The organism is Listeria weihenstephanensis (assembly GCF_003534205.1).
Taxonomy (GTDB): Bacteria; Bacillota; Bacilli; order Lactobacillales; family Listeriaceae; genus Listeria_A; species Listeria_A weihenstephanensis.
Genome location: NZ_CP011102.1, coordinates 300,398 through 315,000, shown reverse-complemented (window position 1 = coordinate 315,000; position 14,603 = coordinate 300,398). Strand labels below are relative to the sequence as shown.

At 44.5% G+C, this 14,603-nt stretch carries 11 protein-coding genes and 2 rRNA genes (1 of these 13 cut by a window edge); 2 read left to right on the top strand and 11 right to left on the bottom strand.

All coding sequences use genetic code 11. The annotated features are described in order from the left end of the window. From UE46_RS01425 to UE46_RS01385, 9 genes are all read right to left on the bottom strand, one after another. Positions 1 to 1,040, bottom strand: a 23S ribosomal RNA gene (locus UE46_RS01425) (it extends 1,892 nt beyond the left edge of the window). A gap of 262 nt (positions 1,041 to 1,302) precedes the next feature. Next, positions 1,303 to 2,854: ribosomal RNA gene (locus UE46_RS01420) — 16S ribosomal RNA — on the bottom strand. Together the 16S and 23S rRNA genes form the textbook arrangement of a ribosomal RNA operon. Before the next feature lie 457 nt (positions 2,855 to 3,311). Beyond that, positions 3,312 to 4,808 (bottom strand): lysine--tRNA ligase, encoded by a 1,497-nt coding sequence (gene lysS, locus UE46_RS01415; protein WP_036059803.1) that lies wholly within the window; start codon positions 4,806 to 4,808, stop codon positions 3,312 to 3,314. 170 nt (positions 4,809 to 4,978) lie between these two features. Continuing rightward, positions 4,979 to 5,971, bottom strand: a complete 993-nt coding sequence (gene dusB / locus UE46_RS01410) for a tRNA dihydrouridine synthase DusB (RefSeq protein ID WP_036059804.1) — start codon at positions 5,969 to 5,971, stop codon at positions 4,979 to 4,981. Between the two features lie 130 nt (positions 5,972 to 6,101). Continuing rightward, on the bottom strand, positions 6,102 to 6,581 hold the full coding sequence (folK, locus tag UE46_RS01405; RefSeq protein WP_036059805.1) for a 2-amino-4-hydroxy-6-hydroxymethyldihydropteridine diphosphokinase: 480 nt from the start codon (positions 6,579 to 6,581) through the stop codon (positions 6,102 to 6,104). Next, positions 6,574 to 6,948, bottom strand: a complete 375-nt coding sequence (folB, locus tag UE46_RS01400) for a dihydroneopterin aldolase (protein WP_036059808.1) — start codon at positions 6,946 to 6,948, stop codon at positions 6,574 to 6,576. The genes folK and folB overlap by 8 nt, the downstream gene beginning before the upstream one ends. 15 nt (positions 6,949 to 6,963) lie before the next feature. Next, the gene (folP, locus tag UE46_RS01395) at positions 6,964 to 7,743 is read right to left on the bottom strand and encodes a dihydropteroate synthase (protein WP_472463136.1); all 780 of its coding nucleotides are present in this window, start codon (positions 7,741 to 7,743) and stop codon (positions 6,964 to 6,966) included. A gap of 657 nt (positions 7,744 to 8,400) precedes the next feature. Further along, positions 8,401 to 9,330, bottom strand: coding sequence for a class F sortase (locus tag UE46_RS01390; RefSeq protein WP_051492839.1), 930 nt, complete (start codon positions 9,328 to 9,330; stop codon positions 8,401 to 8,403). Between the two features lie 15 nt (positions 9,331 to 9,345). Further along, entirely contained in the window at positions 9,346 to 10,692 is a 1,347-nt protein-coding gene (locus UE46_RS01385; protein WP_036059809.1) for a hypothetical protein, read from the bottom strand. A 185-nt stretch (positions 10,693 to 10,877) separates the two neighbouring features. On the opposite strand from UE46_RS01385, the gene UE46_RS01380 reads away from it, so the two are divergent. Continuing rightward, entirely contained in the window at positions 10,878 to 11,450 is a 573-nt protein-coding gene (locus tag UE46_RS01380; RefSeq protein ID WP_036059811.1) for an RNA polymerase sigma factor, read from the top strand. Next, positions 11,437 to 12,171 carry an anti-sigma factor gene (locus UE46_RS01375; RefSeq protein ID WP_036059814.1) on the top strand — a complete coding sequence of 245 codons (735 nt, stop codon included), beginning with the start codon at positions 11,437 to 11,439 and terminating at the stop codon, positions 12,169 to 12,171. Before UE46_RS01380 ends, UE46_RS01375 begins: the two co-directional genes overlap by 14 nt. A gap of 509 nt (positions 12,172 to 12,680) precedes the next feature. On the opposite strand, the gene cysK is transcribed toward UE46_RS01375, so the two are convergent. Continuing rightward, entirely contained in the window at positions 12,681 to 13,604 is a 924-nt protein-coding gene (gene cysK, locus UE46_RS01370; RefSeq protein ID WP_036059817.1) for a cysteine synthase A, read from the bottom strand. Positions 13,605 to 13,707: 103 nt separating this feature from the next. Next, positions 13,708 to 14,592 carry an Hsp33 family molecular chaperone HslO gene (gene hslO / locus UE46_RS01365; RefSeq protein WP_036059819.1) on the bottom strand — a complete coding sequence of 295 codons (885 nt, stop codon included), beginning with the start codon at positions 14,590 to 14,592 and terminating at the stop codon, positions 13,708 to 13,710. Positions 14,593 to 14,603 lie beyond the last annotated feature (11 nt).

Sequence of the window (14,603 nt, the reverse complement as noted above, 5' to 3'; positions counted from 1 at the left end):
GTGGTCTGGGCTGTTTCCCTTTCGACTACGGATCTTATCACTCGCAGTCTGACTCCCGAGTATAAGTACATGGCATTCGGAGTTTATCTGAATTCGGTAACCCGAGAAGGGCCCCTAGTCCAAACAGTGCTCTACCTCCACGACTCTTTACCTCGAGGCTAGCCCTAAAGCTATTTCGGAGAGAACCAGCTATCTCCAGGTTCGATTGGAATTTCTCCGCTACCCACACCTCATCCCCGCACTTTTCAACGTGCGTGGGTTCGGACCTCCAGTGAGTATTACCTCACCTTCATCCTGGACATGGGTAGATCACCTGGTTTCGGGTCTACGACCTGTTACTCATGCGCCCTATTCAGACTCGCTTTCGCTACGGCTCCGCTTTTTCCGCTTAACCTTGCAACAAATCGTAACTCGCCGGTTCATTCTACAAAAGGCACGCTATCACCCATTAACGGGCTCTAACTACTTGTAGGCACACGGTTTCAGGAACTGTTTCACTCCCCTTCCGGGGTGCTTTTCACCTTTCCCTCACGGTACTGGTTCACTATCGGTCACTAGGGAGTATTTAGCCTTGGGAGATGGTCCTCCCGGATTCCGACGGAATTTCACGTGTTCCGCCGTACTCAGGATCCACTCTGGAGGGAAAATGATTTCAATTACAGGGCTGTTACCTTCTTTGGCGGGCCTTTCCAGACCACTTCGTTTACCACTTTCTTTTGTAACTCCGTATAGAGTGTCCTACAACCCCAAGAAGCAAGCTTCTTGGTTTGGGCTCTTTCCGTTTCGCTCGCCGCTACTCAGGAAATCGATTTTTCTTTCTCTTCCTCCAGGTACTTAGATGTTTCAGTTCCCTGGGTCTGCCTTCCTTACGCTATGTATTCACGTAAGGATACTATCCGACTAAAGATAGTGGGTTCCCCCATTCGGAAATCTCTGGATCAACGCTTACGTACAGCTCCCCAAAGCATATCGGTGTTAGTCCCGTCCTTCTTCGGCTCCTAGTGCCAAGGCATCCACCGTGCGCCCTTTCTAACTTAACCATGTGGGTCGTTGTTCTTTCGAACTCGCCACGGGTATGTTCCTAACGTCTACGAGCCAGCGATGGCCGTATCGGTTAGTTGAAAGGTTACTTTCAGTTGATTCTCGGTTCTTACTTGGTTGGTACAAGTCAAAGACTTATACCGCACTTTACTAACTTTCTTATCTAGTTTTCAAAGAACAACTTTCTTCTTTAGAGAGAATTGACCTCTCAAAACTGAACAAAACAGAAGATAAAACAAAAGCAGGTTTCCTTTTCCTTAGAAAGGAGGTGATCCAGCCGCACCTTCCGATACGGCTACCTTGTTACGACTTCACCCCAATTATCTGTCCCACCTTCGGCGGCTGGCTCCATAAAGGTTACCCTACCGACTTCGGGTGTTACAAACTCTCGTGGTGTGACGGGCGGTGTGTACAAGGCCCGGGAACGTATTCACCGTGGCATGCTGATCCACGATTACTAGTGATTCCGGCTTCATGTAGGCGAGTTGCAGCCTACAATCCGAACTGAGAATAATTTTATGGGATTAGCTCGACCTCGCGGTTTGGCAACCCTTTGTATTATCCATTGTAGCACGTGTGTAGCCCAGGTCATAAGGGGCATGATGATTTGACGTCATCCCCACCTTCCTCCGGCTTGCACCGGCAGTCACTTTAGAGTGCCCAACTAAATGCTGGCAACTAAAATTAAGGGTTGCGCTCGTTGCGGGACTTAACCCAACATCTCACGACACGAGCTGACGACAACCATGCACCACCTGTCACTTTGTCCCCGAAGGGAAAGTTCTGTCTCCAGAATGGTCAAAGGATGTCAAGACCTGGTAAGGTTCTTCGCGTTGCTTCGAATTAAACCACATGCTCCACCACTTGTGCGGGCCCCCGTCAATTCCTTTGAGTTTCAACCTTGCGGTCGTACTCCCCAGGCGGAGTGCTTAATGCGTTAGCTGCAGCACTAAGGGGCGGAAACCCCCTAACACTTAGCACTCATCGTTTACGGCGTGGACTACCAGGGTATCTAATCCTGTTTGCTCCCCACGCTTTCGAGCCTCAGCGTCAATTACAGGCCAGTAAGCCGCCTTCGCCACTGGTGTTCCTCCACATATCTACGCATTTCACCGCTACACGTGGAATTCCACTTACCTCTCCTGCATTCAAGTCTCTCAGTTTCCAATGACCCTCCCCGGTTGAGCCGGGGGCTTTCACATCAGACTTAAGAAACCGCCTGCGCTCGCTTTACGCCCAATAAATCCGGACAACGCTTGCCACCTACGTATTACCGCGGCTGCTGGCACGTAGTTAGCCGTGGCTTTCTGGTTAGATACCGTCAAGGGACAAGCAGTTACTCTTATCCTTGTTCTTCTCTAACAACAGTGCTTTACGATCCGAAAACCTTCTTCACACACGCGGCGTTGCTCCGTCAGACTTTCGTCCATTGCGGAAGATTCCCTACTGCTGCCTCCCGTAGGAGTCTGGGCCGTGTCTCAGTCCCAGTGTGGCCGATCACCCTCTCAGGTCGGCTATGCATCGTTGCCTTGGTAGGCCATTACCCTACCAACTAGCTAATGCACCGCGGGCCCATCTGTAAGCGATAGCCGAAACCATCTTTCAAACAGGCGTCATGCGACGCTTGTTATCATTCGGTATTAGCCCCGGTTTCCCGGAGTTATCCCCAACTTACAGGCAGGTTGCCCACGTGTTACTCACCCGTCCGCCACTAACGTCGGAAAGAGCAAGCTCTTTCTTCGGTTCGTTCGACTTGCATGTATTAGGCACGCCGCCAGCGTTCGTCCTGAGCCAGGATCAAACTCTCTTTAAAATTAAAGATGAATCTGAATACTTATTCAACACCGTGAATAAGATCCTTGCGTCAAATTGACTTCGCTAGCAAATTACTTTACTAGTATTACTTTTGGAAATAGCTTTCTATTTCCGCCCTGCGATTCTTACCTAGAAACATTGCTGTCTCTATTGGTTTTATCTTTGTTTCTGTTCAGTTTTCAAAGGTCATACCGAAGCGCTAAACTCATTTAGCAGCAACTCTTATATCTTACACTTCCTAGCGGAGTTTGTCAAGAACTTTTTTCAAAAAAATATTTTTGACTCTCAGTTGCGTTTATCTGTTTGCTGGAACGATTACTAATATATCACGTTTTCGAGACCTTGGCAAGTATATTTGTCAAAAAAAGTTCACATTTTAAAAAAAGTTTTTCAAATTAGGTTTTTATAGGTAAAAATCGTGTTTTTGAATGCTTCCAAAAACACGATTTCAACGATTAATCTCTCGGTTTCATTGTCGGGAACAGTAGGACATCTCTAATCGATGGTGCGTTGGTTAGAAGCATTACCAATCTATCCATTCCTATACCTAGTCCTCCTGTTGGTGGCAATCCATATTCTAACGCTTCTAGGAACTCTTCGTCCATGCTATGAGCCTCATCGTTACCGTGTTCGCGTTCTGAGACTTGTGCCTCGAAGCGTTGACGTTGATCGATTGGGTCATTTAATTCCGAGAAGGCATTGCCGTGCTCGCGACCTACTATAAATACTTCAAAGCGGTCTGTGAAACGAGAGTCTTCTTTATTTGTTTTAGCTAACGGTGATATTTCTATCGGGTGACCGTATATGAAGGTAGGCTGAATAAGCTTTTCTTCAACGAATACTTCGAAAAATTCATTAAGAATGTGACCATATGTCATATGCTCTGTTATTGGAACATTGTGTTCTTTTGCTAAAATACGCGCGTCTTCTGTTGTTTCGACGTTCCAGAAGTCAACTCCTGTATATTGTTTTACGGCATCTACCATATGTAGACGGGTCCAATTAGGTGTTAGATCTATTTGTTCTTCACCATATGTGATAACGGTTGTACCATGTAATTGTTGGCACACTGTTGAAATCAAACCTTCTACTAAGTCCATGATATCTTCAAAATTCTCAAAGGATGCATATGTTTCTAGCATTGTGAATTCTGGGTTATGGCGTGTGGATACTCCTTCGTTACGGAATACTCGGCCAATTTCATACACTTTATCCATTCCACCTACAATTAGGCGTTTCAGGTGTAGTTCTAGCGCTATACGAAGGTATAATTGCATGTCTAATGCATTATGATGCGTTATGAAAGGTTTAGCCGCCGCGCCTCCCGCAATAGTGTGTAGGACTGGAGTTTCTACTTCTAGGTATCCAATATTATCTAAATAGTTACGCGTATATTTCATGATTTTACTGCGCATCACGAAGCGTTGTTGGCTTTCATTGTTTGTGATTAGATCCAGGTAACGTTGACGGTATCGTTGTTCTACATCTTTTAAGCCGTGAAATTTATCAGGTAGCGGGCGCAAAGATTTGCTTAGCATTGTGAATTCTGTTGCTTTAACAGATAATTCGCCAGTATTAGTTAGGAAAATCGTTCCTTTAACGCCGACGATATCGCCTAAATCTGCTAATTTGAATATATCGTAGGCTTCTTCCCCAACTCCATCTTTACGAATATAAATTTGAACTTGGTGGAAACGATCTTGAATATGTGTAAAACCAACTTTTCCTTTTACACGCTTCGTCATAATACGCCCTGCAACAGATACTTCTATCGCGTCCTCTTCTAGTTCTTCTTTTGTTTTGCCTTCATATTGGGTTACAATTTCTTCTGGACTGATTGTACGGACGAACTTGGCACCAAACGGATCTACTCCTGCCGCTCGTAGTGTATCTAATTTTTCACGACGCACGATTAACTGGTCGTTTAATTCTTCATGGTTCTCATTGGACATATTTGACACTCCTATTCTTTTTCAAGTTATACAGATAGTTTCATTATACGCTCAATTGGGTTGGTTTTTCTAGTTTTATTTAAAAAAGTTGTCTCAAAATGCAATGAGACAACTCCGAATGATAGCATAAAACGATTTTCAGTTAGAATTACTCCTACTATATATGGACTTTATTGTTTAGTTAATGCCTTTTCTTCGTATTGATCGACAAAGCCTCTTAGAATTGCTTCCATTTCGGTATATTCTGTTGCTTGGTTAGCAGCAACTTTTGCTCGGGTGCTTCCACGTGCGCCTTTTAGATAGTAGGCTGCATGCTGTCGGAATTCACGGACGGCAATTTTTTCACCTTTTATTGCGATGAGACGGCGTAAGTGAAGTAAGGCGGTTTCGATTTTTGCGCGTGGCTCTGGTTCTGGGAGTAATTCGCCTGTCTCTAGGTAGTGAACTGTTCTGTAGATCATCCAGGGGTTACCTAATGCTGCGCGGCCAATCATAACGCCGTCTGCTCCAGTTTGTTCAAGGATTGCTTTGGCATCTTCGGGTGTTTGAACGTCGCCATTTGCCATGAATGGGATTGAAATGTTCTTTTTGACTTCGGCTAGGACGTTCCAATCTGCTTCCCCTTCGTACATTTGCTGGCGGGTACGACCGTGCATTGCGATGGCGCTTGCTCCTGCGCGTTCGGCTGCCTGGGCATTTTCAACGGCGAATACGTGCTCATCATCCCAACCGATGCGCATTTTTACGGTTACCGGCTTATCAACAGCATCAACCACCGCCGCAACCATGTCGTATACTTTATCGGGATTTAGAAGCCATTTGGCCCCTGCTTCACATTTTATAATTTTGTTTACAGGGCAGCCCATGTTGATGTCGATGATGTCAGCGGTCGTGTTTTCTGAAACGAATTTCGCAGCTTCGACCAATATGTCTTTTTCCCCGCCAAAAATTTGCAAGCTTAGCGGTTTTTCTTTTTCATCGATGTAGAGCATGTCGAGTGTTTTAGCGTTACGTTGAGCGATCCCTTTATCGCTTATCATCTCGCAACATACAAGTCCTGCGCCGAATTCTTTGACCGTTAGTCGGAACGCGGAATTCGAGATTCCCGCCATCGGTGCAACGACGACTCTATTTTTAATGGGGACATCGCCAATTTTCCACATATAATGTTCCTTCTTTCTTGAAATAGAATAACCGCTGGGATACGCGATCCATGGTGTCAGCGGTTTGATTTCTCCTTTTAAAACAATATTTTCATGGTAACATATCTACTCAAAAGTACAAGTGCCGATTTTACCAGATTAATTCGATGTCTGTCTTGTTAATTCCTTGATCCGCTAAAACATCTTCTCGCAAAAGTGGTTCTGCGATGGTTGACGCGATTTCTTGAAGCGGAATCATTACAAATGCTCGCTCAGTCATTCGCGGATGTGGCAGTTCCAATGTTTCGGTTTGTTGAATAATATCATCATATAGAAGTAAGTCGATATCGATCAGGCGTGGTCCCCAGCGAATAAGCCGTACTCGTCCCAATTCGGATTCTATCGCTAAGCCTTTTTGCAGTAGTGTTTCTTGGTCTAATGTCGTTTGAATAGCTACCGCAATATTTAGAAACGCTTCTTGATCTTCGAAGCCTACCGGATCGGTTTCATATACACTCGACACTTTATCGATAGTTATGGTTGACTTCGCGTTTAGTGCTTTCAGTGCGTTTTCTAGATTTTCTTGGCGATTTCCAATATTAGTTCCTATTGATAAATATGCGTTATGCACCTTTGACACTCCTTGCGCGTGTGATTTCTACTGCCACCGAGTGATAATGGCCTGGGATTGGCGGATTTGGCTTAATGACTTTTACTGTTGTTTCGTTTAATAGAGGATACTCGGCTAAAATTGTTGTCGCGATTGTTTCTGCGAGTGCCTCGATAAGTTTAAATCGCTTATTTTCCGCAATCTCTTTTACTGTTTCGTAGACGTCTGCATAACTTACTGTATCGTCTACCTCATCACTCTTTCCCGCTTTTTCTGTTGATAAACCTAGCGTCAGTGAGATGATGAAGGTTTGACCAAGTGTATTTTCTTCAGGCATCACGCCATGATAACCATAGAAAGCTAATTCGTTTAAATAAATTTTATCCACTTTAAAAATTCCCCCTTAATTTTGCGGTGCTGAGATATTACCAAGAATCGCGTCTGTCATCGTAATCATGCGAGCGATCGACTTCACATCATGTACTCGGAAAATCGTACAGCCTTTCACTTGTCCATAAACTACTGTCGCGCCTGTTCCTTCCACGCGTTCTTCTACTGGTAAATCTAGCACTAAGCCTATTGTTGATTTCCGGCTTGTCCCCAAAAGAACTTCGTGACCAAAGGCTACTAATTCATCAATACGACGTAAAACTTCAAGATTCTGCGCTGGTGTTTTAACAAAACCAAAACCAGGATCAATAAGAATATGGTGATCAGGAACACCTGCTTGTTTGGCAATCTCAATACTTTCTTGTAGATCTTGTTTTACATTTTCGAAAAAGTCGTCATATTTACGATCAGTCCTGTTATGCATCAAAACAATCGGCGTCGTGAATGCTGCTGCTATCTTAGCAATCTCTGGATCTCTTTTCGCGCCCCATTGATCGTTAATCATATCAGCGCCCGCTTCAATTGCAGCAAGAGCCACCTCTGATTTCCAAGTATCGATTGAAATCCATACATCAGGCAGGACCTCTCGAACAGCTTGGATCGCAGGAACAACACGCGCAATTTCTTCATCCGCAGGTATTTCACGATAACCAGGCCTTGTCGATTCGCCCCCAATATCAATAATTGCAGCGCCATCCTCGACCATTCGAATGGCTTGATCCTTTATTTCTTGCTCCGTTATGTATTTACCACCATCTGAAAACGAATCTGGCGTAACATTTAATATCCCCATAACCATTGTAGGATGGGAAGTCTGCCATAATTTGCTCAATAAAATCACCCCTTTTTTATAATAGTATAGCACGGATTCACACATTCCGAGGTTCAGATTGCCTTTAGAGCGCAACAAAAAACCAGCGCGGAAAAGGGAGTAACCGCGCTGGTCAAAAAGGGAGTGTTAAGTTTTCATTTTAAAAAGGGAAAAAATGAAACTTAGTTTTGCTTGTTGTTAGCTTATAAACATATAATACCCGACAAAAGCAAAATTTTAGTGAGGGGTAGGTTAGAAATTGATGAGAAATGACGAAAAGCGGAGGAAGCCCGTTTAGACCCGAAAAAATTTGTTAGGGGGCGCAGATAAATCCCTCTTTTGGATTTTTCGGAGGCACCGAAAATTTCGAGGGGCTGGCTTCCGAAGCTAGATCACACGAAAAGCGGAAACAGCCCGTTAGCTCCGAAAAAAACTGGAGCGGCCGTAGTAAAAAGCCGCTCTTGCTTTTTATGGAGGGCGTGAATTTTTCGAGGAGTTGGCCGTTGAAGCTAGCCACGAAGGCGAAGGCGCTGATCATCAACTGCCACTCGCCATCGCGACCACTACTCCTCTAAACGCCACAACTTCAATGAAAAACTAAGCCTCATTTCCAAACACAGCGGATACAATTACCACCATTCACTCCACAATCTCCGAATCACTCGACGCCACACCATCACTATTCACCGAAACCACAACAAACTTCTTCCCATCTCCTGCTTTAGCCACAACACTCTTCCGCTCTGTTGTCGCTACACTTGCTATCTTCACTTTTTTCTTACCTTCTACCTGATAAACTCGATACCCAATGACATCCGGCGCTCGATTAGCATGCCACGTAATTGTATCACCTATGCGTTTCACATTCGTTGGAGGTTTCGGTATTTCTTTTTTCATCGCGCTGTCGTTTACTAGTTTAGCCGTCACCACTAACCGATCAATGTGTGTGCGCCGTTCGGTGTCAAATGTTCCTGTGCATGTGATGAGATTCAGCAACCGGTCTGTCGATGAACCAAATATCTGATCAATCGGCGCCTTTTCAGCTAGATAACTTTTTTTAGTTTGAACGGCAAATGTTAATTTTCGGCCTGCTTTATCTGTTAGCAAAATTTTATCGCCTGCTTGTAGTTCTTTCAGATAGAAAAATACAGCTGGTCCTTGCTTGCTATCTACATGCCCTGCAATGACCGCTTTTCCTTGACCGCCTGGTTTGTAGCCTGGATCATACCAACCCGTTTGAACAGTATTATCCGGAACTTCCATCTGGCCATCCGCTGTTTTTCCAACTTGTATCACTGCTGTATCTACTTGAATCGCTGGTATTTCGAGCCGCAGTGGAATGATGCCTGTTTGTTTTTTCTGTTTCGCGGTTCGGATCTCATCAATTTCCCGTTGTTGTTTTGCATAGATTGGAAACTCGGCGATTCGACTTGTAATTTTCCCTTTCGCGGGTTGTTCGTCGTGTTTTACTTGGATCGTAGGCTCTTCTTCCATTGCAAATGGGTGTAGCGCGAATGCCAAAATTATAATCGCTACAATCGCAGTGATACTCGTTAGAAAAATTTTCATTGGTTTCACCTCATTTTATTGGCGGTGTTGTTTCTTTTGTTGACGAAAAATGATGAATCCTGCTCCGGCAAGAATAATAGCGCTGAGACTGATCCAAATAGCGAGGTTATTATTAGTTTGTTCGCCACCGCCCATTCCTGTATTAGGCATGCTTGTTGGCATTGTGTCGCTGAATTTGTCTGGAAATTGGGTAACGATTGCGCCACCAAGATTTTCACCAATGCCTGACATCAATTTATAACCTTCACGATAAGATGCATATGAACCAGCGTAATCACCAGAAACGTATTTATCAAATGTGTCTGTTACGGTTGTTTCGTGTTGGGTTACTGCTGCGATGGCATCTTTGGCTGGAAGGTTACCATCCGTTGCTGTTGCAAGGAAATTACCGAAATCATTGGCAAATGTGTTGGTGAGTCTTGTTTTATCTTTTTGCTCGTTATCTGTATTTTTTGCTGCGGTTGCTGCGGCTAGATCAGCTTGGGCATTGATATGGTTTGTAGTCCAGATCTTTTCAAATTGATTGCCTGCATCTGCGCCGTAAATCGATGTGAATGCGCCTTTAAATGCTGCCGTGTTCTGATCTTGCGCCCAGTTTACGTAATCGTAGTCCGGATCGCCGTCATAGCCTTTTTCCATGCTTAAAGTTGCTAGCGCGAAATGTTCACTTCCAAGCATCGTCAGCGCTGAACGTAGGTCTGCTGCGGCTGAATCTGGTTTTGTGTTATCGAATTTATCTGGATTTTGCGCTACAATTGCTCCTGAAATCGCTTTTCCAGCGCCAAAAATTTGTTCAAAGCCCGCTAAATATGTTTTATAGGCACCTTCGTAATCTTTTGCGACGTATTGGTCGAATACTTGTTGAACGTCTGCCTCATGTTCGGCAAGCGCTTGTTTGGCGCCTGCTTCTGGTAATTTACCGCCTGTTGCTGTCGATAGGAAAGCTGCCATATCATTTACGAATTTATCTACTTCTTTTGTTGCTGCGTCTTGTGCGGCTTTATCGCCATCTTTTACTGCTTGTGCGTAATCGTCTGTTGCTGCGTTATGTGGTGCGAAAATCGCTTCGAACTGTTTGCCGCCTTCTTCACCGTATACAGATGCAATGGCTGGTTCCATGTCTTTTGCGTTTTGATCTAATGCTTTGGCCGCTTCTGGTGCCGCTTTATTGCCATCGTATGTTTTAATCATCGTGTCCACTGCTAATGCGTAGTGTTCCGATAGTAAGTAATCGAATGTTGCTCTCAAATCAGATGCAGGTGTTTTGACTGTTGGTGCTGTTTCTGCCGCATATGCCCCCGTTGCTGGTGAAACTATTAATGCCAAACCTAATACTGGCGCTAACCATTTTTTCATTTTCATTTTTCCCACTCCTTTTGATTTGTTTTACATATAGCTTACGAATCAGATTTGGAAATGGATCACTTTTTTTAAAATTATTTTATTTTCTGATCCAAAGCGGTTTTTCGTTCGTTAGTTTCTATAGAAGGACTTTTTTCCAATGAATGTGCTATTCTAGTATTACCTTGGAGAAAAGGGGGATGAATATGCCTGAAAATGATGCTGCCCTTTATGAACGTATTGGGCAAGGCGATAAAGCGGCGCTGGAAGGACTCTATGATCAGTATCACAAATTAGTGTTTTCTTTTGCGTACCGAATGACGGGGAATAAAGAGTTGGCGGAGGAAGTCGTGCAGGAGGTTTTCATGAAAATTTGGGTGAAGCCAGGTTTGTATGATCCTTCGAAGGGGAAATTCGCATCGTGGTTGTTGACGGTGACGCGAAATCTTAGCATCGACCTCATGCGTAAACAGAAAGAAGTGCCTTATGAACTGCAGGAGGAGCGGGAAAAATTAGCGGATGATGAGCCGACTCCAGATGAAATATTGGAATGGAAGGAGAAAAAAGAGATTTTGAAGCAAGCTATCGGACACTTGAAGGAAAATCAGCAGGAAATGATTCACTTGTTTTATTTTAACGGCTATTCGCAGCAGAAAATTGCGGACCATTTTGGGATACCGCTCGGGACTGTGAAGGGAAGGCTGAGGCTAGCGCTACAGCATTTGCGGAGTGCGCTGGATGCTAATGGAGAGAGGAGGGATTTGGATGAGCGAGCGTGATTATAGTGCGCAGGTTTTGGATTATATTAATGGAGATTTGAGCGCGGCTGAACGAGCGGCTTTTGAGGTGGCGATGGAGCGATTGCCAGAGCTTAAGGCGGAAGTTCAGGAGCTTGAAGCTTTGATGGGTGACTTGCCTTACTTGTCTGAATCCGTCACTCCTCCTGAGGGCATGAAGGATCGGGTTTTAGGGAATGTTTTTGCGCAGGAGCGGGAGACAGTGGCAGACGAAACGCCGGACGTTGTGGAAATTGCGAATGTGGTGCCTAAGCGGAGACGGCGCTGGGTGATTCCGAGTTTGGTTGCGGCTCTGATTATTTCGCTCGCGGGGAATTTCTACGTTATTGCGACGCGTGATCAGGATACGAAACAGGCGACGGAGGACACGGATATTACGAAAACTTCGAAACCACTGCAAGCTTCGGACAATGTGACGGCCAGCGCGACGGCTTCATTGATTCAAAAGGGATCGCAGAATACGTTGGTAATACAGGCTCAGGATTTAAGTCGCTTGAGCGGAGCCGAATGTTATCAAGTTTGGTTGTTACTTGATGGGAAGCCGACGCGAGCTGGTACTTTTATAGCAAATGATGACGGCCATGGTGGTGTGATTCATTCCATTCCCGCGGACGCGAAGTTTGATACGGTGGCGATCACGATTGAACCTGATAATGATAGCAAAACTCCGAAAGGACCAATTATTTTGAGTACGAGTTTATAGTTAGATAAAAAGACGCTGCGGCGTCTTTTTTGTTTGGCTAATTATGATTCACTGTCCAAGACCCTTTGATGGATTACATGCTCGCTTTGCTCTCATGCATATTGTGGCTCTTCTTTGCGGTGCGGTGCTTTATTTGTTCTAGCAGTTTTTCGGGACTCGGCGTCCAAGACCCTTTGACGGATTACATGCTCGCTTTGCTCTCATGCATATTGTGGCTCTTCTTTGCGGTGCGGTGCTTTATTTGTTCTAGCAGTTTTTCGAGACTCGGCGTCTAAGACCCTCTGATGGATTACATGCTCGCTTTGCTCTCATGCATATTGTGGCTCTAATTCAGCATAGTACGCTTCATAAGAGCCACAACAAAAAACCAACGCGTTGGTGGCACGTTGGTTCCTTCTTTCCATCACGAGGAAGTAACGGAAATCGACTTATTTGTTGTGGTCTTACAAGATATATAATACAGGCCATCCGCGAAAATCAGATGTGTTTTTTGTTAGAAGTCAATGAGATTATTCGAAATTGTAAAGTGCTGTGCTCAGGTAACGTTCTCCATTACTCGCCACAATTGCCAAGACTTTTTTGCCTGTGCCTAGTTCTTTAGCTAAGTTAAGCGCTGCAAATATCGTTGCTCCTGAGGAAATACCCACTAGTATTCCTTCTTTTTTAGCAACTTCACGTGCTGTTTCTAATGCATCTTCACTCGAAACTTTGAGGATTCCGTCATATACTTTTGTATCTAGTGTATCTGGAATAAAGCCTGCGCCGATTCCTTGGATTTTATGTGGGGATGGTGTGTCTCCTGATAATACCGCTGATTCCTCAGGTTCTAACGCGTAAATTTTGATGTCTGGATAATTTTTCTTAAGGACATGTCCAGCTCCTGTTACAGTTCCGCCAGTCCCAACGCCTGCGACAAATGCGTCTAGGCCATCTTTACCGAACGCTTCGACAATTTCAGGTCCTGTTGTGCGTTCGTGAATCGCTGGATTAGCGGGGTTGTGGAATTGTTGGGGAACGAAATAGCCATGTTCTTTCGCAAGTTCGTCCGCTTTAGCAATCGCGCCTTTCATACCATCTGGACCTGGCGTCAACACTAATTCTGCGCCGTATGCTTGTAAAAGTTTGCGACGTTCCAAGCTCATCGTTTCTGGCATTACGAAAATAGCGCGGTATCCTTTAGCTGCCGCTACCATCGCAAGGCCGATACCCGTATTTCCACTCGTAGGTTCAATGATTGTATCGCCTTGTTTCAGCGCACCGGATTGTTCCGCGTCTTCGATCATCGCATTGGCAATACGATCTTTGACACTACCACCTGGATTTTGGAATTCTAACTTCACATATACGTCAGCACTGCCAGCCTCTGGTAATCTGTTTAATTTCACGATTGGTGTATTTCCGATTAAGTCTGTAATTGAGTTTGCAATTTTCATTTTCTCAACACTCCTTCATAGTTCTTTCTTCTACTGTAATCAATCCCGACCACTTTTGTCAAATTTAAAAGGTACCCCATAGTTCAGGATACCTTCTACATGCTTATTTTGCTTCTTCGTAGAATACTTCTAATTCAGATTCGTCGAAGTGATATTTATTTCGGCAAAAATGACATTCTGCCTCTGCGCCATGATCTTCTTCAATCATTTGGCGAATTTCTGATTTTCCAAGAGATACAATTGCTGAGCCGAAGCGTTCTTTTGAACAGTTACATTCGAACGTTACTGGCATTTTTTCAAGAATTTGGAGTTTATCTTCCCCGCCTGCTAATCTCGCTAAAATTTGTTCTGGAGTTTCACCAGCTTCGATCAAGCGCGAAATTGTTGGGCATTCTTTTAAGTTTTTTTCAATTTCATCAATGATCGCGTCGTCTGCCCCTGGTAGTAATTGCAACATGAAGCCACCTGCTGCTGCGATTGTGTCATCTGGATTGACAAGTACACCTACGCCTAGAGATGAATTGATTTGTTCGGATTTAGCCAAGTAGTATGTGTAATCCTCGCCAACTTCGCCTGAAACAATCGGAACTTGTCCTGTGAAATTGGTACGCATGCCGATATCTTTCACTACTGCAAGCGAGCCTTCCGTTCCGACACCACGACGAACATCGAGTTTGCCAAATTCGTTCAACTCACTAAAATGCACGTGAGGATTGGTAACATAACCGCGAATTTGCCCTTGCGTATTGCTATCCGTGATAATTGGGCCGATTGGACCGTTTCCTTCAATTTTGACCGTCACTTTTTGATCTTCTTTTTGCATCGCACCTAAGAAAAGTGTCGCTGTCATAGATCTGCCAAGCGCGGCGGACGAGATGGACCATGTATCGTGTCTACGTTGTGCTTCACCAATTGCTTCTGTTGTTATCGCAGCGTATGCACGGACATTCCCGCCGTACGCTAATGCTTTTACTAAATAATCGCTCATTAAAATTAACT

Bases quoted from the DNA above. Each gene is read 5' to 3' on its own strand.
- lysS (WP_036059803.1), bottom strand. From the start codon at position 4,808: ATGTCCAATGAGAACCATGAAGAATTAAACGACCAGTTAATCGTGCGT.
- dusB (WP_036059804.1), bottom strand. From the start codon at position 5,971: ATGTGGAAAATTGGCGATGTCCCCATTAAAAATAGAGTCGTCGTTGCA.
- folP (WP_472463136.1), bottom strand. From the start codon at position 7,743: ATGGGGATATTAAATGTTACGCCAGATTCGTTTTCAGATGGTGGTAAA.
- UE46_RS01390 (WP_051492839.1), bottom strand. From the start codon at position 9,330: ATGAAAATTTTTCTAACGAGTATCACTGCGATTGTAGCGATTATAATT.
- UE46_RS01385 (WP_036059809.1), bottom strand. From the start codon at position 10,692: ATGAAAATGAAAAAATGGTTAGCGCCAGTATTAGGTTTGGCATTAATA.
- UE46_RS01380 (WP_036059811.1), top strand. From the start codon at position 10,878: ATGCCTGAAAATGATGCTGCCCTTTATGAACGTATTGGGCAAGGCGAT.
- UE46_RS01375 (WP_036059814.1), top strand. From the start codon at position 11,437: ATGAGCGAGCGTGATTATAGTGCGCAGGTTTTGGATTATATTAATGGA.
- cysK (WP_036059817.1), bottom strand. From the start codon at position 13,604: ATGAAAATTGCAAACTCAATTACAGACTTAATCGGAAATACACCAATC.
- hslO (WP_036059819.1), bottom strand. From the start codon at position 14,592: ATGAGCGATTATTTAGTAAAAGCATTAGCGTACGGCGGGAATGTCCGT.